At 35.2% G+C, this 22814-nt stretch carries 21 protein-coding genes; 14 read left to right on the top strand and 7 right to left on the bottom strand.

Features of this window, described 5'->3' with window-relative positions:
• The first annotated feature begins 355 nt into the window (after window positions 1–355).
• Window positions 356–2680 carry a DNA helicase PcrA gene (gene pcrA, locus CYAN10605_RS13980; protein ID WP_015220597.1) on the top strand — a complete coding sequence of 775 codons (2325 nt, stop codon included), beginning with the start codon at window positions 356–358 and terminating at the stop codon, window positions 2678–2680.
• A gap of 60 nt (window positions 2681–2740) precedes the next feature.
• Here the strand turns inward: pcrA and CYAN10605_RS13975 are convergent, their stop codons facing one another.
• On the bottom strand, window positions 2741–3082 hold the full coding sequence (locus CYAN10605_RS13975) for a HepT-like ribonuclease domain-containing protein (protein WP_015220596.1): 342 nt from the start codon (window positions 3080–3082) through the stop codon (window positions 2741–2743).
• The gene (locus tag CYAN10605_RS13970) at window positions 3054–3395 is read right to left on the bottom strand and encodes a nucleotidyltransferase family protein (protein ID WP_015220595.1); all 342 of its coding nucleotides are present in this window, start codon (window positions 3393–3395) and stop codon (window positions 3054–3056) included. The genes CYAN10605_RS13975 and CYAN10605_RS13970 overlap by 29 nt, the downstream gene beginning before the upstream one ends.
• Before the next feature lie 100 nt (window positions 3396–3495).
• Between CYAN10605_RS13970 and CYAN10605_RS13965 the strand changes: the two genes are divergently transcribed.
• Window positions 3496–4290 (top strand): ABC transporter permease, encoded by a 795-nt coding sequence (locus CYAN10605_RS13965; RefSeq protein WP_015220594.1) that lies wholly within the window; start codon window positions 3496–3498, stop codon window positions 4288–4290.
• Between the two features lie 145 nt (window positions 4291–4435).
• A complete protein-coding gene (locus CYAN10605_RS13960) occupies window positions 4436–5275 on the top strand; it encodes an HIT family protein (RefSeq protein ID WP_206536253.1) in 840 nt (279 codons plus the stop codon).
• 6 nt (window positions 5276–5281) lie between these two features.
• On the opposite strand, the gene CYAN10605_RS13955 is transcribed toward CYAN10605_RS13960, so the two are convergent.
• The 3 genes from CYAN10605_RS13955 to CYAN10605_RS13945 form a co-directional block, all read right to left on the bottom strand.
• Entirely contained in the window at window positions 5282–6562 is a 1281-nt protein-coding gene (locus tag CYAN10605_RS13955; protein ID WP_015220592.1) for a DUF4912 domain-containing protein, read from the bottom strand.
• A 249-nt stretch (window positions 6563–6811) separates the two neighbouring features.
• Window positions 6812–7114, bottom strand: a complete 303-nt coding sequence (locus CYAN10605_RS13950; protein WP_015220591.1) for a WD40 repeat domain-containing protein — start codon at window positions 7112–7114, stop codon at window positions 6812–6814.
• Entirely contained in the window at window positions 7111–8127 is a 1017-nt protein-coding gene (locus tag CYAN10605_RS13945) for a hypothetical protein (RefSeq protein WP_041922528.1), read from the bottom strand. Before CYAN10605_RS13945 ends, CYAN10605_RS13950 begins: the two co-directional genes overlap by 4 nt.
• A 747-nt stretch (window positions 8128–8874) precedes the next feature.
• Here CYAN10605_RS13945 and CYAN10605_RS13940 point away from each other — a divergent pair.
• From CYAN10605_RS13940 to CYAN10605_RS13925, 4 genes are all read left to right on the top strand, one after another.
• Window positions 8875–9528: a cofactor assembly of complex C subunit B gene (locus CYAN10605_RS13940; protein WP_015220589.1), complete on the top strand. Its 654-nt coding sequence runs from the start codon at window positions 8875–8877 to the stop codon at window positions 9526–9528.
• A gap of 82 nt (window positions 9529–9610) precedes the next feature.
• On the top strand, window positions 9611–10696 hold the full coding sequence (locus CYAN10605_RS13935) for a tetratricopeptide repeat protein (RefSeq protein WP_241212768.1): 1086 nt from the start codon (window positions 9611–9613) through the stop codon (window positions 10694–10696).
• A 113-nt stretch (window positions 10697–10809) separates the two neighbouring features.
• Window positions 10810–11778, top strand: coding sequence for an undecaprenyl-diphosphate phosphatase (locus tag CYAN10605_RS13930; protein WP_041922527.1), 969 nt, complete (start codon window positions 10810–10812; stop codon window positions 11776–11778).
• Between the two features lie 60 nt (window positions 11779–11838).
• Window positions 11839–12783, top strand: a complete 945-nt coding sequence (locus CYAN10605_RS13925; RefSeq protein WP_015220586.1) for a GDP-L-fucose synthase family protein — start codon at window positions 11839–11841, stop codon at window positions 12781–12783.
• Window positions 12784–13185: 402 nt separating this feature from the next.
• Here CYAN10605_RS13925 and pstS read toward each other — a convergent pair whose 3' ends face one another.
• The gene (gene pstS / locus CYAN10605_RS13920; protein ID WP_015220585.1) at window positions 13186–14271 is read right to left on the bottom strand and encodes a phosphate ABC transporter substrate-binding protein PstS; all 1086 of its coding nucleotides are present in this window, start codon (window positions 14269–14271) and stop codon (window positions 13186–13188) included.
• A gap of 163 nt (window positions 14272–14434) precedes the next feature.
• Between pstS and CYAN10605_RS13915 the strand changes: the two genes are divergently transcribed.
• Window positions 14435–14944, top strand: coding sequence for a TolB family protein (locus tag CYAN10605_RS13915; protein WP_015220584.1), 510 nt, complete (start codon window positions 14435–14437; stop codon window positions 14942–14944).
• A 161-nt stretch (window positions 14945–15105) separates the two neighbouring features.
• Here CYAN10605_RS13915 and CYAN10605_RS18900 read toward each other — a convergent pair whose 3' ends face one another.
• On the bottom strand, window positions 15106–15258 hold the full coding sequence (locus CYAN10605_RS18900; protein ID WP_015220583.1) for a hypothetical protein: 153 nt from the start codon (window positions 15256–15258) through the stop codon (window positions 15106–15108).
• A gap of 216 nt (window positions 15259–15474) precedes the next feature.
• On the opposite strand from CYAN10605_RS18900, the gene CYAN10605_RS13910 reads away from it, so the two are divergent.
• The 6 genes from CYAN10605_RS13910 (at window position 15475) to CYAN10605_RS13885 (ending at window position 22737) form a co-directional block, all read left to right on the top strand.
• Complete coding sequence (locus CYAN10605_RS13910; RefSeq protein WP_015220582.1) at window positions 15475–17151, top strand: ABC transporter permease; 1677 nt, start codon at window positions 15475–15477, stop codon at window positions 17149–17151.
• Window positions 17152–17810: 659 nt separating this feature from the next.
• Entirely contained in the window at window positions 17811–18593 is a 783-nt protein-coding gene (locus tag CYAN10605_RS13905; RefSeq protein WP_015220581.1) for a 4Fe-4S dicluster domain-containing protein, read from the top strand.
• Between the two features lie 84 nt (window positions 18594–18677).
• Window positions 18678–19724: a CoB--CoM heterodisulfide reductase iron-sulfur subunit B family protein gene (locus CYAN10605_RS13900; protein ID WP_015220580.1), complete on the top strand. Its 1047-nt coding sequence runs from the start codon at window positions 18678–18680 to the stop codon at window positions 19722–19724.
• 256 nt (window positions 19725–19980) lie between these two features.
• Entirely contained in the window at window positions 19981–21024 is a 1044-nt protein-coding gene (locus CYAN10605_RS13895) for an FAD-dependent oxidoreductase (RefSeq protein ID WP_015220579.1), read from the top strand.
• A 236-nt stretch (window positions 21025–21260) separates the two neighbouring features.
• A complete protein-coding gene (locus CYAN10605_RS13890) occupies window positions 21261–21863 on the top strand; it encodes a 4Fe-4S dicluster domain-containing protein (protein WP_015220578.1) in 603 nt (200 codons plus the stop codon).
• Window positions 21847–22737, top strand: coding sequence for a CoB--CoM heterodisulfide reductase iron-sulfur subunit B family protein (locus CYAN10605_RS13885; RefSeq protein WP_015220577.1), 891 nt, complete (start codon window positions 21847–21849; stop codon window positions 22735–22737). The genes CYAN10605_RS13890 and CYAN10605_RS13885 overlap by 17 nt, the downstream gene beginning before the upstream one ends.
• Window positions 22738–22814: the final 77 nt, after the last annotated feature.

Genomic DNA, 22814 nt, shown 5'->3' with positions numbered 1-22814 from the left:
GTCATGAGATAAGGGAATGAGGGATAATGATAATATTGATTTTAAACTGAGCTAATTTTAGCTTAATTTTTATTTTGCGAGAGGTCTATAAAAAAGAGTTGATTAAACATTAATTTATTAAATGATGTTTATTAAAAATAACTACATTAAATCGGTACTAATTAATTATAAAAATAAAATATTTTCGTTTTTAAATTAATAAATAATAATTCTGAATTTATTGATTATCTCTTTAGTATTATAAATTAATAAATTTCTATTTTCTTTCTTTTTTTATCCATATTATTAGATCTTGAACAAAGTCTAAAATATGGTACAATATAGGAATTAAATACATTAAGTTTAGCCTTTACCCATGAATTCTCGTATTGATTTTCTCAGTCACCTTAATTTATCTCAACGTCAGGCAGTAGAACATTTTTGTGGTCCTTTATTGGTCGTTGCGGGGGCTGGTTCGGGAAAAACAAGGGCTTTAACCTATCGTATTGCCAACCTTATTTCAACTCATAAAGTAGCACCAGAAAATATCTTAGCGGTTACTTTTACGAATAAAGCCGCACGGGAAATGAAAGAAAGAATTGAGTTAATTTTTGCTCAACAAATGGCGGAAGAAAAATATGGAAATAAATTAGAACTATTAGGAGAATTAGAACAAAAACAGATTAAATCTAAGGTTTATAGAAGGGCAATAAAAGATCTTTGGATTGGTACTTTTCACAGTTTATGTGCTAAAATCTTACGTTATGATATAAATAAATATCAAGATGAAAAAGGAAGAACTTGGCAAAAAAATTTCACGATTTTAGATGAATCTGATGTGCAGAGTTTGTTTAAGCAAATTGTGACTAAAAATCTTAATTTAGATGATAAAAAATTTGAGCCAAGGAAAATCCGTTATACTATTAGTAATATTAAAAATTTAGGTTTTACTCCTAGGCAATATGCTTTAGAAAATCCTGATTATAGAGGCAGAGTAATAGCGGAAATTTATGAGGAATATCAAAATGAATTGGCAAAAAATAATGCCCTTGATTTTGATGATTTGCTATTAATTCCTGTTAGAATTTTTCAAGAAAATGAGTCGATTTTAGGTTATTGGCATAATCAATTTCATCATATTCTTGTTGACGAATATCAGGATACTAACCAGATTCAATACAATTTAATTAGGCTTTTATCTACGAATAATGAGACTAATAAAAAATACTGGAATTGGAATAACAGATCAGTTTTTGTGGTAGGAGATGCTGATCAGTCAATCTATTCTTTCCGTATGGCAGATTTTACTATTTTACTCAATTTTCAGGAAGATTTTGGGGATAATTTACCAGATCAAGAAACTCAAACTATGATCAAATTAGAAGAAAATTATCGCTCAAGGGAAAACATTTTACAAGCGGCTAATTATTTAATTGAACATAACTCCCAAAGAATTGACAAGGTATTAAAAGCCACCAGAGGAGAAGGAGAAAGTATTTATCTTTATCGGGGAGATAATGAAAGAGAAGAAGCTACTTTTGTTTGTCGGCAAATAGCCCAATTAGTGAGAGAAAATGCTGATTTAAACTGGGGTGATTTTGCAATTTTGTACCGCATTAATTCTCAATCTCGAGCCTTTGAAGATGAGTTAATTAAAAAGAATATTCCTTACAATATTGTGGGGGGTTTAAAATTCTATGAAAGGAAGGAAGTTAAAGATGCTTTAGCTTATTTGCGTTTGATTGTTAATCCTGCGGATACCGTTAGTTTGCTCAGAATCATCAACACACCGAGAAGAGGAATCGGTAAAACCACAATTGATAATCTATTGACTGCTTCTGTAGAGTTAGGTGTACCATTATGGGAAATATTAAACGATCGCACCTCTGTTAATACTATAGCAGGAAGGGCCGCAAAAAGAGTGAATGAATTTGCCCAACTCATTCTCGACTGTCAGGAAATGATGAAAGAATCTTCGGCAGTAGAAGTATTGAATCATATCTTATTAGCATCAGGATATAGTCAAGATTTGCAACAACAAAACACCGATGAGGCGGAAAATAGACTGGAAAACCTCAACGAGTTAGCAAACGCTATGTCACAATTTCAGGAAGATAATGAGGATAGCAGTTTGGAAGGTTTTTTAAGTAGTGCGTCTCTTGCTTCAGATTTGGATAATCTTAATGAGGATAATCAGGCGGTTTCTTTGATGACGTTGCATTCTGCGAAGGGTTTAGAATTTCCTATTGTCTTTCTGGTAGGATTTGAACAGGGATTATTACCCCATAACCGTAGTTTACGAGATCCACTAGAATTAGAGGAAGAAAGACGGTTATGTTATGTTGGCATAACTCGGGCAAAAGAGCAACTGTTTATTACCCATGCCAGAGAAAGATATTCTTGGGGTAATGTGGACTATTGTACACCATCTCAGTTTTTGGATGAGTTGCCCCCTGAGTTACTTTCTAGCAATATCCCTCCTCGTAAATCTTTCCGTCATAACATTATCGAAGAGACTCCCAAGAAAAAATCTCCTTCTCAATCGTGGCAGGAGGGCGATCGCCTGTATCATCCTACTTTCGGTAATGGGGTTGTGACTCATTTATTGGGATTGGGAAGTAAAAATACTTTAGTTGTGCAGTTTGAGGTGGGAAGAAAAATTATTAATCCCAGTCATACGAAGTTGGAGAAAATATCTTGAATAGGCTAATTTTATTCAATTAGTTAAAAAAGTTATTTCCAGTAATAAAATAAGAGAAAATTAATCAGATTGAGAGGGTAAAAGGGGAGTAATATAAGTTAAAAGTTCGGGAATATAATTAATCACAACTTGCCAAACTAAATCTAATTTTACCTCATCATAATCATGTACTAAACGATCACGCATTCCTGCAATTTGTCTCCATTGAATTTGAGGATGATTTTCTCTAAAACCGGGTGACAATCTTTTCACAACTTCACCAATAACGGTTATTTCATATAATACAGCAAGATAAGTTCTTTCATCATTAAAAAATTCTTCCCTTGTCATATTATTTGTTAACCTTAAAATAGTTTGACAAAGATGTGCAATGTCAAGCAGATAAGATAGATCGTAATTCATAAATAACCCTTGCTGTATCTAAAATATGTTGACGGCGTAACCAATTATAACTATCAAGAATAGAGGATTTTTCAATTAAATCAACTTTACGCCTAGTTAAATTTTCAAGTTGATATTGAATATCTACTAAATCCATTAAACTAAGCTGAAATTCTGGTTTAAAAACTACTAAAAAATCTAAATCACTATTGTCATTAAAATCATCTCTTAAAACTGAACCAAAAAGTGACAATTCTTGAATATTATTCTCTTGACAAAAATCTCTAATTTGTTGTTTAGTTAAATTTAATCTTTTCTCAATTTCTTTATTCATAACTAATAGATAAATTAAAATATTTGTCTTAATTCTATTATGTTAAACTTTTAAAGAAAAGACTATCGCAATCTTACCTATAATTCATAATTTTTAATTGATGAAAGTATTTTGGAATATCATTGCCATTATCCAAAAAGAGTTACACGGCTATTTTGTGTCTCCTTTAGCCTTTAGTGTTGCTGCCGTTTTTTGGTTGATTTCGGGTATCTTTTTTGTTTTCCTTCTCTTGAGTGAACAGGGTATCATTCAAAGTGTGGCAATTCAAGAGCAATTAGGAAACACCGCCCCTGTGGATGTGGTGTATGAGTTTATGCAAATTTACTTTAATGCGATCGCATCTTTGACTTTGTTTATATTACCGATTCTCTCAATGGGTTTATATGCTGAAGAAAGAAAAAGAGGTACGATTGAGTTATTAGCTACATCTCCGCTCTTTAATTGGGTAGTTGCATTGGGTAAATTGATGGGAGTTTTGATTTTTTTTACCACTATGATCATGCCAATAATACTCTATGAAGCGATCGCATTTCAAGGAGCAACCCCTCCAATTTCTCTTCAAGTGCCATTATTAGCACATTTAGGCTTAATCTTAATGGCCGCATCAATTTTATCATTAGGAATGTTTATTTCTTCTTTGACAGATAGCACTATTTTTTCAGCAATTATCACTTTTATTTTAGTTATTACCCTTTCTATTTTGGACGCTTTAGCCAATAGTATTGGTGGTCAATTAGGAGAATTTTTAGCACATTTTTCTTTATTAAAAAACTATGAAAATTTTGTTATGGGTATTTTTAATAGTAGTAATTTAATTGTGTTTTTAACTTATATTTTTCTTGGTTTATTTCTCACTTCTCAATCCATAGAAGTATTTAGATTTAGCCGTAAATAATTATATAACACCCCCGTTTGATTTATAAGATTATCACGAAGATAGTAGTCAGTAGAAATAATTATAAATTAAGATATTTTTTTTCTAATACTTCGTTTTAAAAGGTGTGAATCTCGTACCTAAATTTGTTATTAATATTAAATCAATGGAGAATAAATATAGTCATCTAACAGCAATTGAAAGAGAAAAATTGTCATTTCCTGCAAGATATTTACATCGAAAAAAACTTTTAAAAAGTAATATTCTCGATTTTGGTTGTGGTTTTGGGAAAGATGTGGAAATACTCTCAAAAAAAGGCTATAAAATTACTGGTTATGATCCTCATTATTTTCCTCAATATCCTCAAGGGAAGTTTGATACTATACTCTGTTTTTATGTTTTAAATATTGTATTTTTAGAAAATCAAGAAGAAGTGATAATGAATATATCACAACTTTTAAAACCGAAAGGAAAGGCTTATTTTGCAGTGAGAAGGGATATAAAAAAAGAAGGATTTAGAAAGCACTATATACATGATAAACCTACTTATCAAAGATTAGTTAAGTTACCTTTTAAATCTATATATCTTGATGAATCTTGCGAAATTTATGAGTATCAACATTTTAATCAAATTAAACATCAATCTTCCCCTTGTATTTTCTGTAAACCTTATCCTAAGTTAATTTTACTAACAGAATCAACTTTAGCTTATGCAATTTTAGATGGTTATCCTTTAACTAAAGGACATAGTTTAATTATTCCTAAACATCACGAAGAAAATTATTTTAATTTATCTTTTTCCTTGCAAAGCCATTGTTGGCAAATGGTGAATAGAGTACAAGAAATCATCGGGGCAAAATATCAACCTGATGGGTTTAATATTGGTTTTAATGTCAATCAAGCGGGAGGGCAAAAAGTTAAACATACCCATATTCATTTAATCCCCCGCTATCGAGGAGATAATCAAGGAAAAAAACACGGTATTCGTTGTGTGATTGCCCGTTAAAAACTATCAATTAATATTTTGGGGTGATGTGAACCATTCAAGGGTTGCTTCTTCTTCTTTGTTCGTATTTTCCGAAATAGTATCACGGTTAAAACGAAGATGAATAGAGCGGGTTTGTTCTCCATCAGGTGCGATCGCTTTTATGGGATAATCAATTTGACCATCAGGAAAGGGGATGTGAAAATGAAATGTACCATCAGGATTGAGGCTAATTGGCGTGTCTCCTACTATTACTTTAGCACGAGGGTCAGTTGCACCATAAACAATTAATTCTGCGTTGGCGATTAACCAAAATTTCCGATTCCAAACTAAATCACCAGAAAAACCAGCACCAGAGCCAGACATTAAACCTATCCCTGAAGCCCAAATATTGGGGGAATAATCTCCCCGATGAAGCATCCATGAGCCAAAGCTGTGATTTTTGAAATTTTCTGGGATAGAGCTATTTTTCACGGGAATTAAGTCTTTTTTCTCTTTAACTAAATTACTTTTACCCGTTGTTGATAATTGCCATTGTTTTCTTTCTTTTAAGTCTTCTTCCCAAGGAATGGTAACAAATACATCCTCTACCCATTCACTAGGATAAGCACTAGGTATTTTTACTTGGGGGGAGCGGGCAATGGCTAACCAACGTCCATCTTCACAGCGATAACCGATGTCCACAGCATAGATGCGATCGCTTACAGGAATAGGTACATACCAAGCCCTAGCGACATCTCCGCACAAAAATTCTTTCACATTATGGGGAGTTTCCGAATCATAGTCTATGTCAGTCACATCATACAAGCGTAGAGCTAAAAATTTACCTCCTTGATTACGTAATTCTTTTTGTTTTTGAGGGGAAATATCCCAGTAAATATAACCCCATTGGGGGCTAAGAGGAAGAAGCATAACTTTCTCCTCTCCATAACTTTCTGGTAAATCCCCTAAATTCTCGTCAATACCGAAAAAAAAATTGTCAGGTAAATTTTTTAGTGACGAAAGTCTGACATTTTGACGAAAAGTATCACTAGAAGTAGTTAAATCGGGGGGATTATTTTCTTGGGTTCGCCTATTAAGAAAAGACTTTCCTTCTGGAGAAAGCCTATTTAACGACTTTTTTGCCTGATTATCCACATTGTTAGATGGGTTGGAGTTTTCAGGGGAAATATCATTTTTTTTAGTTTTAATAATGTTTAATAGTTGCTGTTTGCGCATTCGACTATATCGGGGAATATTGAGGATACTAGCTATTTTTCTTAGTTGCCTCAAAGTCATTTCTTCTAGGGTTTGTTTTTGTTCAGTCATGATTTTTTATCTTGATTATTTTCTTTATTAATAATTTATAGTTATAAATAATATTATTTTTATTTACTTATGGATTAAATGTTAATATCGATAATTTACTTTATAATCTTAATCCTACTGAATATATTTTATTTTTAAAACTTATTTTGGGATCAACTAATTTTTGCAAAGACGGTAGTATCTAACATTTATTTGTCAGGAAACGTTGATCTAAGTTTGATAGGATTAAAAGATTAGTTAATCTCTGAATTAATGATTTTGCCAAACTTTAATAATACCATTATTGCTTCCTGTAACTAGAAGACTGCCATCTCGATTAAATGCGTGCTGCGAAGCAGATCCCTTTGGGATCGCACTTATCCAACTATCTTTTTGCGTGATAGTTCGGATGCACTCTCCAGATATATAATTCCAAAATTTAATCGTTTTGTCATTACTGCTACTAACTAAAATCATACCTTGAGGATTAAAAGCAAGAGATTCAATCCAAAAAGAATGCCCCATCAAAGTATTAATTAATTCCCCCGTTTCTGTATTCCAAAGGCGAATCATTCACCACAAATCAGACTTTCCCCACTACAATCATAGGCTACAGCAATAACAGAGTGATGATTACTCATTGTTATGTTTAGCAATTCACCAGAATATATGTCAAACTCTTGAATACCATCATAACCACAAGCACTAGCGATAATATCATCATTAGGATGAATGGCAATACTATAAATAGGATAATCTCCCCTCACCTTAATTGTATTTAATACTTTCCATTGATTAACATTCCCTTTAAGATTTTGCTCTTTTTTTTGTGCGATTTCTTCTAGTATTATTAATTCTTCTTCCTGCATTTGTTTTAGTTGAAGAAAATAACACTCAACACATTCTTTATTTCTAATTAATTCCTTTGCTAAATGAGTGGTAAATATAGGAAATTTTAATGGATAATAAGGATCAATACTCACATAGAAAGTATCAATGAAATAAGAAGCTAATAATTGATTATAAATAATTATTAATTCTCTGATAGCTCTAAAAGATTGCTTTTCATCTAATCCTATTTTAAAAAATTTATTAAATGTTTTTTCCCAGTTCCATAAAGGACTTGAAATGATAGTTGGTTCATAACTTTTATCATTCCAAAAACCCAAACTAAATCTACAATTATAATCTGTTATGTCAGTATAAAACTTAACTCCATAGTTATAATCTTTTTCAGAGTAAAATAGTTTCAATTTATCTTTAATTGATTTGAATTCAACAGGCAAATTATTTTGAATGGAAGGGGGAACATCAGGACTAAGTTCTGGGGGAGAAAATAAAATCAATAATGTATCTTTTTTTCCTAGTAAATTCTCTGTTTCTTTTCTGCTTAAAATACCTTGCCAATGATGCAAATCCCATTGTGCATCTATCTCTATTAATTTTAATTTGATCTGACTTTCTTGATATTCTCTGATGGTTTGTCTTAATAGATATATATATTCTTCTCGATTCACAAAATTTCCTGAATCTAAATCACTAATTCTATCCTGAAATAATCCATAAATATTATCTCTAATTGACATAAAGATAGGATTTAAAAGTTCATAAAATAAATTTTCACATGAATAAAAATAACTCCTATCGTACATATAAAATAGTATTATTAAATCATTGTTTAAAAATTATCAAACAGCAACCAATGGTTTATATCTATAAAAACTCAATATTATTGTTGATATTAACCAAAACTAAGGAGGCTTCATCTATCATTTATTAGTGAATAATGAGAAAATTTAAAAACAGTTAAGGCTCTTCTATCGTGGTTATGATCAATTAATAGAAAATTACTTTTATAACATTTATTTAATAGTGTTTATAGTAAAATAAAAACTAAAAGTTGATAAATTACTATTTAATAATTCTCTTTTTCCTTTTCCCTCTTCTCAATATCCGCTATCTACACCAATAATTTACATACTCAAAATAATAAAGCCATAATTAATTTTACTAATCATAAATTTTCACTTTCAACTAATTATAGTTAATATTTACTCCCTACAGATAAGGGTAGGTGTTAGGTTACAGGTGTTGGGGAGATAGGGGGATGAGGGGAGAGGGTGAGAGGGGGAAATTAACTCTTAACTCTCAATTTTTAACTGAAATTTATTCACTATTCACTTTTGCCTCTTGCCTTTTGCCTTTTGCCCTTTTCTCCGTCACTCATAGATGAAAATTTATCCCGAACTCAGGTTAGTTAAAATGTTAATCATCGTGAAAAAGACAATACTTTAAGTTATTAAAAATTCATTGCAAGGGAAAAAAGCATCAAGATGTCACAAAAAAAAGAAAATCAATGGTTAAAAAATTTTCCTCTTATTGCTGGGGTTATAGGAGGTTTTTTATTGATGATCAATCGTCTTACAACTGTAACTGTTTTAGATTCACAAGCAAGATCTGATGCTTTAGGGGTAATACTTTGTGCGGCACTTTTGTTAACTAGCGTTTTAATGCGTCAAATTAATCCTAACCCTCCTGAAAGTGTAACTTTAAAGGGTAAAGAGGCGTTTTTTTTGGTACAAGATTTGTCTTCTAATATTAAAACGGAATTAGCATGGGCTAGTCATTTGATTCTTACCAATACCGTCACAAAATCGATAATTATTTATTATCAGGGAAAAACTCTATTGCGGAGGGGAATTTTAGGGGAAATGGATGAATTTAAAGTCGGTAGTATCGTCAAAAGAGTAATGGAAACTCAAAAACCTGTATATTTAGTCGATTTGAAACACTATCCGGGAAAAATTGAATTTGACTATTTTCCAAGTAATATTCAGGGTTTAATTTGTTTTCCTCTCAATCGGGATGGGGTTTTAATGGTAGCGACAAATATTCCCCGCAGTTATACTAAGCAGGATGAGACTTGGATTCAGGGTATTAGTGAAAAAATAGCCCTAGAATTAGAGTCCTGTGCTATCTTGTCTTAAGAGAAAGATCAATCAAGGGTGTCATTGCAATTTTTCATGGTAATATTAAGATTCTTTAAGTTTAATGGAGGTAGGAAAAGTCGTGTTTAAGACAATTATCCCTCAAATCATGATTTCTTTGCTTATAGGAGGTATTGGTTTATTTTCTGGGGATTTATCCGCACAGGCACAGGCTAAAGCGTCTTTAAATTCACAACAAAGACAGCAACTATACAAGTTACTACAACAAGGGGAAAAATATGTAGTAGCAGGAAATGTTAATAATGCTTTATCTATTTACCGTCAGGCGGCAAGTTTAGATAGAAGTAACCCGAAAATTTTTTCTAGTATTGGTTATCTTTATGCTTCTGCGGGGAATTTCTCATCGGCGGTGGAGGCTTATCAACAAGCCATTTCTCTTGCCCCTGATAATGGTGATTTTTATTATGCCTTGGGTTATTCTTTGGCACAATTGGGAGATGATAAAGGTGCGATCGCAGCCTACGAGAAAGCAACAGTAGTTCAACCTCAAAAAGCTGACAATTTTGTTGCTTTAGGGGTTTTGTTGGTGCGCAATAGAGAATATGAAAATGTCGAAACTTATTTTCAAAGGGCGATCGCCCTTGATCCTAAAAATGAAACCGCCTATGATATGATGGCAACCGCACTCTATCAACAGGAAAAAAATACTGAAGCAATTGCTTTTCTGGAAACTGCCTTAAAAAAATTTCCCTACAATCAAGATTTAAGGTTAAAACTCGCTACGGCATATTTCAAAGAGCAAGATTTTGATGCAGGATTAAAAGAATTAAAAATATTAGAAGATTCTCAACCGAATAATCCCCAAATCATTTTCAAAATGGGCATGGTATATGAACAAACCCAAGACTGGGAAAACGCCCTCCAAGCCTACGAAAAAGCCTCAGCTTTAGACAATAACTTCCTTCAAGCCTATGGGGGTATTGCGAGAATTTTAGAGCAAAAAGAAGACCAATTTGGGGCAATTGTTGCCTATCGTCGTTTCTTGGAGTTAGCACCTCAAAATCCCTATGGCTACCATCGTTTAGGTTTGCTATTAAAAGCTAGAGGTAGAAATCAAGAAGCCCAAGAGATGTTGAGTAGAGCCTTAACTATTTACCAACAACAAGGAAATAACGAAGCAGTGGCACAGGTGCAAAAAGAGTTATAATCACTCTGGTTCAATTATCGGAACTAAAGCATATACGTTCATGTTTTTTTGTAATGTATGCTGACAAGGGGCAACAACCCCTTACACAATCACTGCTGTTTATTTTCTCATTTATGTCAAAATCCATTTCTCAATCTCATCTCTATACCATTGCTTCTGGTATCACTGGGGGAATATTATTGGTGCTTTTTTCTCAATCTGTTACTCTATCTCAACCAGTGGAGAATATTCCTAATAACTCGGTGTCATCCATGAATGTTTTTCAGGCTTTTATTTTAGGGATGGTACAGGGATTAACAGAGTTCATTCCCATTAGTAGTACAGCCCACTTAAAGGCGATTCCTGTAGCTTTAGGGTGGGGAGATCCGGGGGTGACTTTTACTGCTATAATTCAGTTAGGTAGTATCGTGGCAGTTTTATGGTATTTTTGGCAAGATTTGATGGATTTAGGGGTAGGTATTACTAAGGCAATTCGTAATCAAAATTATCAGACACAGGAATTCAAAATAGGTGTAGGTATTGTTATTGGCACTATTCCCATTGTAATTTTTGGTTTGATGCTCAAACTTTTTGTTAAAGATTTAGATAATTCTGCTTTCCGTAGTATGACAACAATTGCGATCGCATCTATTGTAATGGCTATACTACTAGCATTAAGTGAAAAATTCAGTCAACATCAAAGGGATTTTGAACATTTATCGACAAAAGACGGCATTTTAATGGGATTTGCTCAATCATTAGCTTTAATCCCCGGAGTATCTCGCTCAGGTTCTACCATAACCGCAGGTTTATTCATGAATCTGCAAAGGGCAACCGCCGCTCGTTTTTCCTTTTTACTAGGTATTCCCGCCATAACTTTAGCTGGTTTAGTCGAATTCAAAGATGTTTTTTCTGCGGGTTATAATTCAACTTCCATCGTCTCTTTAATCGTAGCCTTAATTTCTTCTGGGATTTTTTCTTATTTAGCCATAGCTTGGCTAATTCGTTATTTACAACGTCAAGATACATGGGTTTTCGTTTGGTATCGTCTAGCCTTTGGAGTTGTGATTCTAGTGGCAATTTTTAGTAAAAAAATGGTGTAGTTTTAGTTTTGTTATATGATCATTGAGAGTCAAATCTAGGGAAAATAAAGCAAAATAAATATGAAAATAGTCGTTACAGGTGCGAGCGGTTTTTTAGGCAGACATCTATTGCCTCAACTTAAGCAAAAATATCCCCATGCAAAAATTATTGGTTTATCTTCAAAAGACTATGACTTAATGAATCCTGTAGCGGTGGTAAAGATGTTTGAAGACTTACACCCAGAAATCTTGATACACCTTGCCGCTTACTCTGGAGGAATTGGGGCAAATCGTGCTTACCCTGCGGATTTTTATTATCGCAATACCCTCTTAACTGCCTTAGTATTTGAACAGGCGGCTAGATTTAACGTCAAAAAAATGATTTACACCATGGGAGGATGTAGCTACCCTGCAACTGCAAAATCTCCTATCGATGAATCTCAAATGTGGGAAGGCTATCCTCAACCAGAAAGTGCGGGTTATTCCAGTGCAAAAAAAATGGGTATTGTTGCCTCTCAATCCTATCGTACCCAATATGGTTTAAATTCTGTAGTATTGATTCCGGGAAATTTGTATGGAGAATATGATAATTTTCGCAATAATGAATCTCATGTTGTACCAGCATTATTAAGACGTTTTTATGAAGCTAAATTAAATGGTTTAGACGAAGTGACAATGTGGGGAACTGGCACACCTAAACGAGATTTTGTCTATGCAGAGGATGTGGCAAAAGTCATTCCTTATTTCATTGAAAATTATGATTCTAGTGAACCCGTTAATATATCTTCTGGTACAACAACTCCCATTAAAGAATTAGCTGAAACAATAAAAGAAGTAACAGGGTTTGCAGGAAAACTGAGTTGGGATACCACAAAACCTGATGGACAAATGGTCAAAATTTTTGATGTTTCTCGTCTTAATTCTTTTGATTTATCTTGCGATACTTCATTGAAAGATGGTTTGGAAAAAACCTTTGCTTGGTTAAGTCAAAATTATGCTAATAAAACTGACGGCATCAGACTTTAGTATGAAAAAGCGGTGTTAAGTAGCCCTACTTAATTCAACATAAAATAAGCTCAGTTTAGTTTAAGAATATCGAATAAGGTTTGGTGTCAGGTTGCAGATGTTAGGGAGAAATGAGAGAACGCTCGTACCGCAAAGCGGTACGGAGTTAGTTAGGGGCGAATGGCCATTCGCCCGTACAGGAGTTAGAAGTTATTAATTATCAACTATTTACCTTTCCCCCGGGCTGTTTCAAAGTAAAAAATTACGTTAACTGAGATGAAGTAAAACTAAGATATACAAGGATTTTTTCTATTAGTTAAAACGTTATGAAAAAAATCCCCTATCCCCCTATCTCCCGCTCTTTTTTATTTCTCGAAAATGAAACAGCCCTGCTTACTCTTCTCTCTTTAAATATATACTTGCCTATAGACTTTGATTAAGAGTAGTAATTACTTTCTCTTGTAAATCATCAGGAATGGGTAAATAACCCAAAGTTGAAGCGCTTTCATCACCTTCGACTAAACTCCACTGTACGAAGTTTTTAACTACTTCCGCTTTACTGGGATCATCATAATTAGTATATAAGAGTAACCATGTTAAACCAACGATGGGATAAGCATCAGGTGATTCAGTGTCGGGAATAACTAAAGCAAAATCATCAGGAACAGTTTGTCCTACAAAGGCTTTGGAAGCGTTTTCTGGAGAGGGTTTAATGAAGTTACCTGATTTGTTTTCTAAGACTGCTGTTTGTAAGTTTTTGTCTTTGGAGTAAGAATATTCTATATAACCGATCGCACCTGCAGTTTGTTGAATCTGGGTGCTAACTCCTTCATTTCCGGGAGCAGGAATACCGATAGGCCATTCAACTTCTTTGCCTGAACCCGCCTTCCAATCAGGACATACAGCCTCAATGTGGCTAGTAAAAATAAAAGTTGTACCACTACCATCAGAACGATGTACGAACAGCAAAGGAATATCTGGTAATCTTACATCGGGATTATCGGCGACGATGGCAGGATCATTCCATTTTGTAATTTTACCTGTCACAATACCGCAATAGGTATTACGAGATAAACGAATATTATCTAATCCTTCATAATTAGCAAGATTGTAGGCAAATACCAATAACCCCCCAGTCATGGGAATTTGTAAGGGTTTACCTCTATTCTCAGGAAACTTCTGTCTTTCTTCATTTTTCAAAGGTGCATCTGTAGCGCCAAAATCACCTTCTCCCGCTAGAAAGTTTTTTACTCCTGCACCACTACCGACAGAATCATAACTGATTCTAATATTTTTTTTATCATCTGTAGAACTATATTCCTGAATCCATTTTTGATATAAGGGAGCTGGAAAAGTAGCCCCAGATCCTTTTAACATTACAATTTGGTTAGGATCAACGCTAGGGGCGCTTACGGATGAGGTCGATTTATCACCACAAGCAGTTAACCCTGCAGACAAAAATAATAAACCCCCTAAAGCAGAAGGTATTAAACTCTTGAATTTTCCCATAACAATTCCAATATATTTAACTTAAATTAACTATTTCCAAGCAAAGAATATCTTAGCTAGTTTAAGTGGAGGTAAAGAATTGTAAAAGTTAATACTTTTTTAACTTATTTTTTTGAGGATATGTGAGTACAATAGAAGACTGACATTTTGTAATGAAAAATTTGTGAAGTTTGTTCATTTTTTCAAAATAATTATTTGCAGTTTTTGTCTCAGTAGTTGCAGTAATTATCCCCGCTTATTAAACTTCCCTTTTTCCGATAATAACCGTAGTTTTAACACTCGTTCAGCCGAATTCAATCCTTCTATTTCAGGGGAATACATTACGTTTGTTTCTGATCGTAACGGTTCTCAAGACATATATTTATTCGATGCGAGAAATCGTCGTTTAGTTGATTTACCCGGTTTAAATGCTTTTGATGAAGTTGCTTCTAATCCTTCTATTTCTGAAGACGGACGTTATCTTGTATTTTCAATACTAGCGGAGGGCAAGTCTGGATTGTATTTGTACGATCGCACCACTCAACAAAAAAGGTTGTTAATCCCTCAAACCAAACAGGAGATAAGAAATCCAACAATTAGTAGTAATGGAGAAAAAATTGCTTTTGAGATTGCCAGAAATGGACAATGGGATATTGTTGTTACCGATATTCGGGGTAATGTGTTGGATAACTAGAGTTCGGGGATAGGGATATGAGTTAGGAGGAGTTAGGAGAGTTCGCCTTTGGCTCTTACACTCCTTTGAGTCGTGAACGGGATTTTTAATTTTTAATTCTTAATTCTTAATTATCAACTATTTACTATTCACTATTCACTATTCATCTTTGCCCCTTCCTTTTATCTAAGTTTTTTGACTCGAATTCCTTTGGTCAAATACGCTAAAAAGAAACCCACCATCCCAGTCATACCTAACTGCCAATAATTAGGAATAATAGTTGCCGTGATGATTAGTAGTAAAATAACAATGATATATTTATTTTTTATTTTCATGGTGAATTTTTATTTGATTACCTAAGTTATTTTCAATAAGCTAAGACCCATTAATTTTAATTTTTATTAATTAGGTAAAGGATTAAACCGTTGTTATGAGTCACACAATTACCTGTTGCCTAATGCCCTTAAAGATTTAGATGCGTCCTAGCGTAATAATTTTTTTCTTATTAAAGTACATATTTATATTGATTTGACTTTGCTCTTAATAATAAAATGCAAAAAAGTTCTGAAAACTATATTTCTCTCTGGCTTACCCAATTACCTAACTATTTTTGGTATGTTTCTGTTGGTGCGATCGCACTTTTGATTTCTGTACCAATATTAACTGTTGTCACCAGTATTTTCGCAGATCATAAAGAAATTTGGCAACATCTTCAAGAAACTGTCTTAAAAGACTATATTGTTAATTCTCTGGTGTTAATGCTAGGGGTAGCAATGGGGGTTTTGATTATTGGTGTGGGATGTGCATGGTTAGTTACTATGTGCGAATTTTGGGGGGCAAGTTTATGGGAATGGTTATTATTGATGCCCCTTGCCGCTCCTGCTTATATTCTCGCTTATAGTTATACCAATATGTTAGAGTATTTCGGACCAGTGCAAATTTGGCTACGAAATATTTTTGGCTGGGAAACCATTGATGACTATTGGTTTCCGTCCATTCGCAATATTTGGGGTGCGATCGCAATGTTAGTATTAGTTCTGTATCCCTATGTTTATTTATTAGCTAGAGTAGCATTTTTAGAGCAATCAGTATGTACATTAGAAGCCAGTCGCTCTCTAGGATACAACCCCTGGAAAAGTTTTTTAAAAGTAGCTTTACCTTTAGCTCGTCCGTCTATTATTGCAGGTTTAGCCCTTGCTTTGATGGAAACTTTAAATGATTTTGGCACAGTGCAATATTTTGGCGTTAGCACTTTTACCACAGGTATTTACCGCACGTGGTTGGGTATGGGAGAAAGAGTTGCCGCCGCACAATTAGCTTCTTTTTTAATGGGTTTTATTGTTATTTTGTTAGCAATGGAAAAACTTTCTCGCTCTCATGCTCGTTACTATCAAACCAGTAGTAATCAACAAAAATTACCTCGTTTTCATCTTAATTTATGGCGTAGTATTTTAGCTTTTTTTGCTTGTTTAATTCCTGTTATTTTAGGCTTTTTTATTCCCTTAATATATTTACTTAATTTAACTATTCGTAATCGTGAGGAAACCTTAAATGAAAGTTTTTGGGAATTGGCAAAAAATAGTTTAATTTTGGCGATTATTAGTGGAATTATCGCTATTATTGTCGGTCTATTTATGGCTTATGGAAAAAGAATTATTCCCCATAAAATTATAAAAACCTCTGTTAGTATTGCCTCTTTAGGATATGCTATTCCGGGTTCTGTCATTGCCGTGGGTATTTTAATCCCTTTAGGTAGATTTGATAATGCCGTTGATGGTTGGATGAATAGTAATTTTAATATTTCTACTGGTTTATTATTGAGTGGTACAATTACAGGGTTAATTTATGCTTATTTAGTCCGTTTTTTAGCCGTTTCTTTTAATACGATTGAATCTAGTTTAACCAAAATCAAACCTAATTTAGATGATGCCTCCCGTAGTTTAGGTTATGGTGCGATCGCAACTTTAATTAAAGTGCATTTACCATTAATTAGAGGGGGAATTTTAACAGCATTAATGTTGGTGTTTGTCGATGTAATGAAAGAATTACCTGCAACCCTTGTAATGCGCCCTTTTAACTTTGATACCCTTGCCATTCGGGTTTATCAATATGCTTCCGATGAGCGATTAATTGAAGCCTCCGCCCCTGCTTTAGCTATTATCTTAGTGGGTATTTTGCCCGTTATTGCTCTCAGTTACCGCATTGCTCAATCTCGCCATAAAAATTAGGTGTCAGGTTTATTAGACTTTTTGCAGAAATCGGGGAAAAGGGAACAGAGATAAAATTCCCGATAAAATGCCCAAATTTTATTTTAATTTCTACCTTGCAAGAGGTCTATTGAAGCAACAAGCAAAATTCAAGAGCCAGAAGCCAGAAGCCAGAAGTTTTTACCATTCATCATCCAATAACAGACAATTTTAGATCTAACTCTGGGGAGATTTATCTTGCATTAGTAAGTATAACCTCAGTTCGGTTTAAGAATATCGGAAAAGGATAGGTGTCAGGTGTCAGGTTTCAGGTTGCAGGTGTTAAAGTGATGAGAGGATGAGAGGGGAAGTAGGGGCTTGGGGTTTTGGGGTGTAACGTCAGTTCGGGTTAAGGCCATTTTATTCTTATTTCTAAGAAGATATAAGGTTTTCTGACCACGAGATAATGCTTTCAGCTTATCCAAAACTCAGGTTAAGTATAAATAACCATTGACACTTTATATAACTATATTGTTATATAGGAAAGTAATGATTAATTTATATTCTAAGTAAAGTTACTAATTTTTACTGAGAGAGTTTTTATAAATATTTATACTTCATCCGAATCTCTTAGAATTAGTCTTTTTTTAGCTGAGAATTAATGGTTTTTGTCCTTGATCATTCTTATTTCTTTTTAGTCAATGGCATTATCTGAAGCTATCTTTTTTGATAGTTGCAATTATTTATATATTTCTTCTATTGCAATCATTTTTATCATTATGGGCAATCTAGTTGATGAGTTAAAACGGGATATTCAATATCAACATGGTATGAATGCCTGTTTAAACTGTGGTATTTGTACTGCGGTATGTCCTGCGGCGGAGGTTTATGAGTATTCCCCTAGAGAGGTGATGAATATTTGTCACACTGAGGATGAGGAATGGCTGATTGATTTACTCAAATCCGATAAAATTTGGTTTTGTGGACAGTGCTATTCTTGTAAGCCAAGATGTCCTAGAGGTAATAGTACCGCCGATGTGATTTTGGCTTTGCGTCGTCTTTCCGTGCGTCACGGTTATTTTGCGGAGTCGGAAAAAGGGCGACAACAGTTATTTGCAAAACGGGTATTCGGTGAAAATATGTTGAAACGGGGTTATACTCTCACTGCCGAAAATATTACTCCTGAGCATTTTCCTGAGTTGGGAGATAATTGGGAATACTATTTTGAGCATATGAAGGAGATGCGGGAATGGTGGGATGTGCCGATGGATAAGGAAAACAGTGCAGGTTCTCATCGTATTATCCCTGAAAAAGATATGGATGAGTTACGGGCTATCTATAAGGCTACAGGTGCGATCGAGCTTATGGAGGCAGTAGAGAAAGGCATGGAGAAAAAACTCGGTAGCAAGGAAGAAGTTGAGAGATATTGGCAAAACTGGGTGGAAACTGCCGATAGTCGCAATTATGAGATGAAAGGTTCGTAGTGAGGGCTTTAGCCCTATTGTTACAAGCAAGATGCTTGTTGCACGGAATTTTAAAAGTAAATAACATCAAAAGGAGAAACAAACATGAAAGTAACGAGAGAAAATATTATTTGGGAAAGTCATCAAAAGCACGTTCCTACTATTGACGAAGAAGGTGGTAAACTATGGGGATGTTTCCGTAGTTGTTTCTTACAAAGTGCCGCCCCCTATACTGAGGGTATCGCTTACAAAATCCTCAAAAATGACCTTGGTATCGATTTAAGAGAAGCGGCGGGGCATACTTCCTGCGGTGCGATCGGTTATCATGGGGATGTGACTAATATTGAAACTCAGATGGTGGTTGCGGCGCGTAATTTTGCCGTTGCCCATGATGAGTTAGGAGTCGATAACCTTTTTTCTTTCTGCGTCACTTCCTTTGCTAACTATACCGAAATGATCCATCTTTGGGAAGAAGAACCAGAATTACGAGAATATACAGCTAAAACCTTGAAAGAAACCACTGGCAGAGAGTTTTGGATTCCCTATGTATCCGGTGGCAGACCTTCTGTAGTTCATGCGTCGGATGTATTTTATGCAAATCGTCACAAGTTAGCAGAAAAAGCTAAATATAGCCTCAAAGGTATTAAAGCAGTGGATCACATCGGTTGTCACTACGGTAAAATCTTCCCGGGTGAAGCAATGGGAGGAGTTGAGTTTCCTCAAGTATTAGTGGGTTTACTAGAGGCATTTGGAGCGGAAATTGTGGATTATCCTGAACGCCGTCACTGTTGCGGTATGGGTTTCCGTCAATGTGCTTTCCCTGAAAATCGTGATTATACCGCTAGTAGCACCTATAAAAAGTTAGCTAGTTTAAAAGAGGCTCATCCCGATTGTAATTTAATTCTCACTAATTGCCCCGGTTGTACGGTGTTTTTGGATGCGGAACAAGGCACAATTAAGGAGGTATTAGAGGAAGAATTTAACGTTAGTATCCTCGATTATGCCCAATTGACGGGATTAATGTTAGGTTATGATCCTTTCAAAGATTGTGGCATGAATGCCAAAGTTGTACCCGTTGAGCCTTTACTCGATAAAATTGGCATTCCCTACGATAAGTCTAAAACCTTTGAGCAACGCAGACGACCCTTTTAAAAGTTTCGGGGTTAGGGGTTCGCTGTTCGGAGTTAATAACGAGCGAATACTGGCAAGATGCCTATTCCACAGAATCTCAGACTTTTTGAAGTTACACACCAATAAGGATATTCTGTCATTCCGGTGAGCCTTTAGCTCTGAGCGGAGCGAAGAGTCTGTCGAGGAATCTCAAAGTGTTTGGATTTGATCCCCTAACCCCCACCAAATTCGGAATTAAAACAAGAAGTTAATACAGTTAAAGAAAAAATAAAAAATTATGAGTAACAATAATGTCATTGTAATTGGTGCAGGTCCTGCAGGTTTAGCGGCGGCAGGTAAGTTGCAAGGTTTCGGTTTTGATGTGGTTTTGATTGAAAAACAGGCTCAAGTTGGTGGGCATTTAAACAAGTGGTTTAAGGTTTTCCCCGATTTTACCGATGCTTCCGAAATTACGGCTAATTTAAAGGCTGGTTTGGGTTCTACTCAAATTTTAACGGATACCACTGTAACGGAAATTAAGGGTTCTGCTCCTGATTTTTGGGTGACTACTTCCCACGGTGATACAATTAACGCTCAGGCAATCCTCGTCTCTACAGGTTATAAGCATTTTGATGCTAGTTTAAAAGAGGAGTATGGTTACGATATTTATGATAATGCCATTACTTCTGTGGAACTTGATGCGATGTTAAAAGCAGGAAAAGTTACCACCGCTCAAGGTAAAGTTCCGAAAAAGGTGGCAATGATTCACTGTGTGGGTTCGAGGGATGAGAAGGTTAATAATAATTATTGTTCTCGGGTTTGTTGTACAAATGCCATCAAAGTTGCGATCGAGGTTAAGGAGCAAAATCCAGATTGTCAAATCTATTGCCTCTACATGGATATTCGGGTTTTTGGACGGGGTTATGAAGAATTATATCGTACTTCTCAAGAGTCTCACGGTATCCAGTTTCTACGGGGGCGACTTTCGGAAGCTAGTGAAAAGCCCGATCGCAGTCTCTTATTACGTTTAGAAGATACTTTGACGGCTAAACCCATGCGTCTATCGGTGGATTTGATGGTGTTAATGGTGGGCATGGAAGGTAATCCCGATTTACTGGATGTGGCAGGTTTACAACTGGGGTGCGATCGCTTCTTTGCCACTGCCCATCAACAGTATTCTAACAACCATTCTCAACGCCCCGGAATCTTCCTTGCGGGGGCGGCAACAGGTCCAAAAGCCATTATGGAATCTATTACTGACGGGCGATCAGCGGCGGCGGAAATAGCAGGTTTTCTGTTACAACAACGGGGGATTTCTCTCAATAAGCTAGTTTGCATTTAAGTTTATTGGTGATGGTAGGGAATAGGGAAAAGGGAAGAGGGAAAAATTATAAGAATTTACAAAAAACTTATGTTTATTGATTTTTTATTATCAATTTTTTTGATTAATTCATTAATGTTAGAGAAATCTTTACCTGAAACCTGCCACCTGAAACCTGAAACCTACCTAAACCAGATATTTCTGCATCGAACTGAAGTAATAATCAAATCCCTAGTTTAGTATAAGGAGAAGATAAAATGATTACGAAAAAGAAAAAGTTTGTCTTCGGCATGAAAAAAGATCGTCAATTAGATGGCGATAAAATGAATCTCGATTTTGCCAAAAGAGTCGAAGCCGAAGGAGGAAAAGGAAGCGCGATCGCAGCTTGTATGCAATGTGGCACTTGTAGCGGTGGTTGTACAAATATCGATGTGATGGATATGTCACCCCGCACTTTAATTCTGATGATTCAGAGAGGGGAATGGGAAAAAGTCCTGCAAAGTAATACTTTGTGGATGTGCAGTTCTTGTTATATTTGTACCTCTCGCTGTCCTCGTGGTGTACGCCCTTCCGATGTCATTGAAGCAGTGAAAGCTATTGCCATAGAAGAAGGAATTAAGAACGATTCCACTAAATTTAACCAAATTTTCGTTGATTTAGTGCAAAAACGGGGCATTCTCTTTGAACCCGAATTGATGCAGAGATTCGGTGGTTTACAGGCAATGATCGATCAAGCCCCCCTCGGTATTCAATTAGTATTACGGGGCAAAATGTCACCCTTCCCCGAAAAAATCAAAAATCCTCAACAATTTAGCCAAGCCTTAGACAAAGCGAGAAAAAAGCATGAAAACAATGATTAAACCCACCACCACCCAATACGCCTACTATCCCGGTTGTAGTTTACACACCACCGCCAGAGAATTTGACATCTCCACCAGAGTGGTTATGAAAGAATTAGGCATTGACTTACAAGAATTACAAGATTGGTCTTGTTGCGGAGGTTCGATCGCAGCTAGTGTATCCCACGATATGGGCATGGCAATGGCGGGAAGAAATGTCGCCTTAGCCCAAAAACAAAACCTTGATCTCTTGGCTTCCTGCTCAGGATGTTACAATAAATCCGCCCGTGCCATGAAAGTCTTGAAAGACGATAACGAAAAAGATAAAATCATGGCGATTATGTCCGAAATGGGCATCGACGTTAAAGACTATAATATCCAAGTGCGGAATGTAGTGGATGTATTAGTTAACGATATAGACATCGCCTCCCGTGTCGTCAAACCCCTGACAGGCTTAAAAGTTGCTTGTTATTACGGATGTTTACTCACTCGCCCTGGGGATATAACAGGTTGGGATTCCCCCCGTTTTCCCACCTCTATGGATAAATTATCCCGTATTTGTGGTGCGGAAGTGGTGGATTTTCAAAGTAAAACCAGTTGTTGCGGAGGACCTATTTTAGTCTCTCAGGAAGAAAGAGCATTTCATCTTACAAAACAAATTCTTGATGAAGCCAAATCCCTCAACGCTGATTGTATAGTTTTAGCCTGTCCTTTATGTGATACAAATTTAGAGTTACGTCAAGCTGACATCGAGAAAAAATTTAACGTTACCTATAATTTACCTATTATTTATATAACAGAATTAATTGGATTAGCGTTAGGTATAAAACCCAATAAATTAGGTATGAATAAACATATTGTTTCTGTTAAACCTATCTTGGAAAAAATCAAATAACACAACTTTTTCATCAACTGCCAATTATTTAAACTCAGTTCGGAGTTTTTAATTTTTAATTCTTAATTCTTAATTAT

Source organism: Cyanobacterium aponinum PCC 10605 (assembly GCF_000317675.1).
Classification (GTDB): domain Bacteria; phylum Cyanobacteriota; class Cyanobacteriia; order Cyanobacteriales; family Cyanobacteriaceae; genus PCC-10605.
Note: the sequence above shows the minus strand (reverse complement) of the source record. Positions and strands in the feature narration are given on the sequence as shown.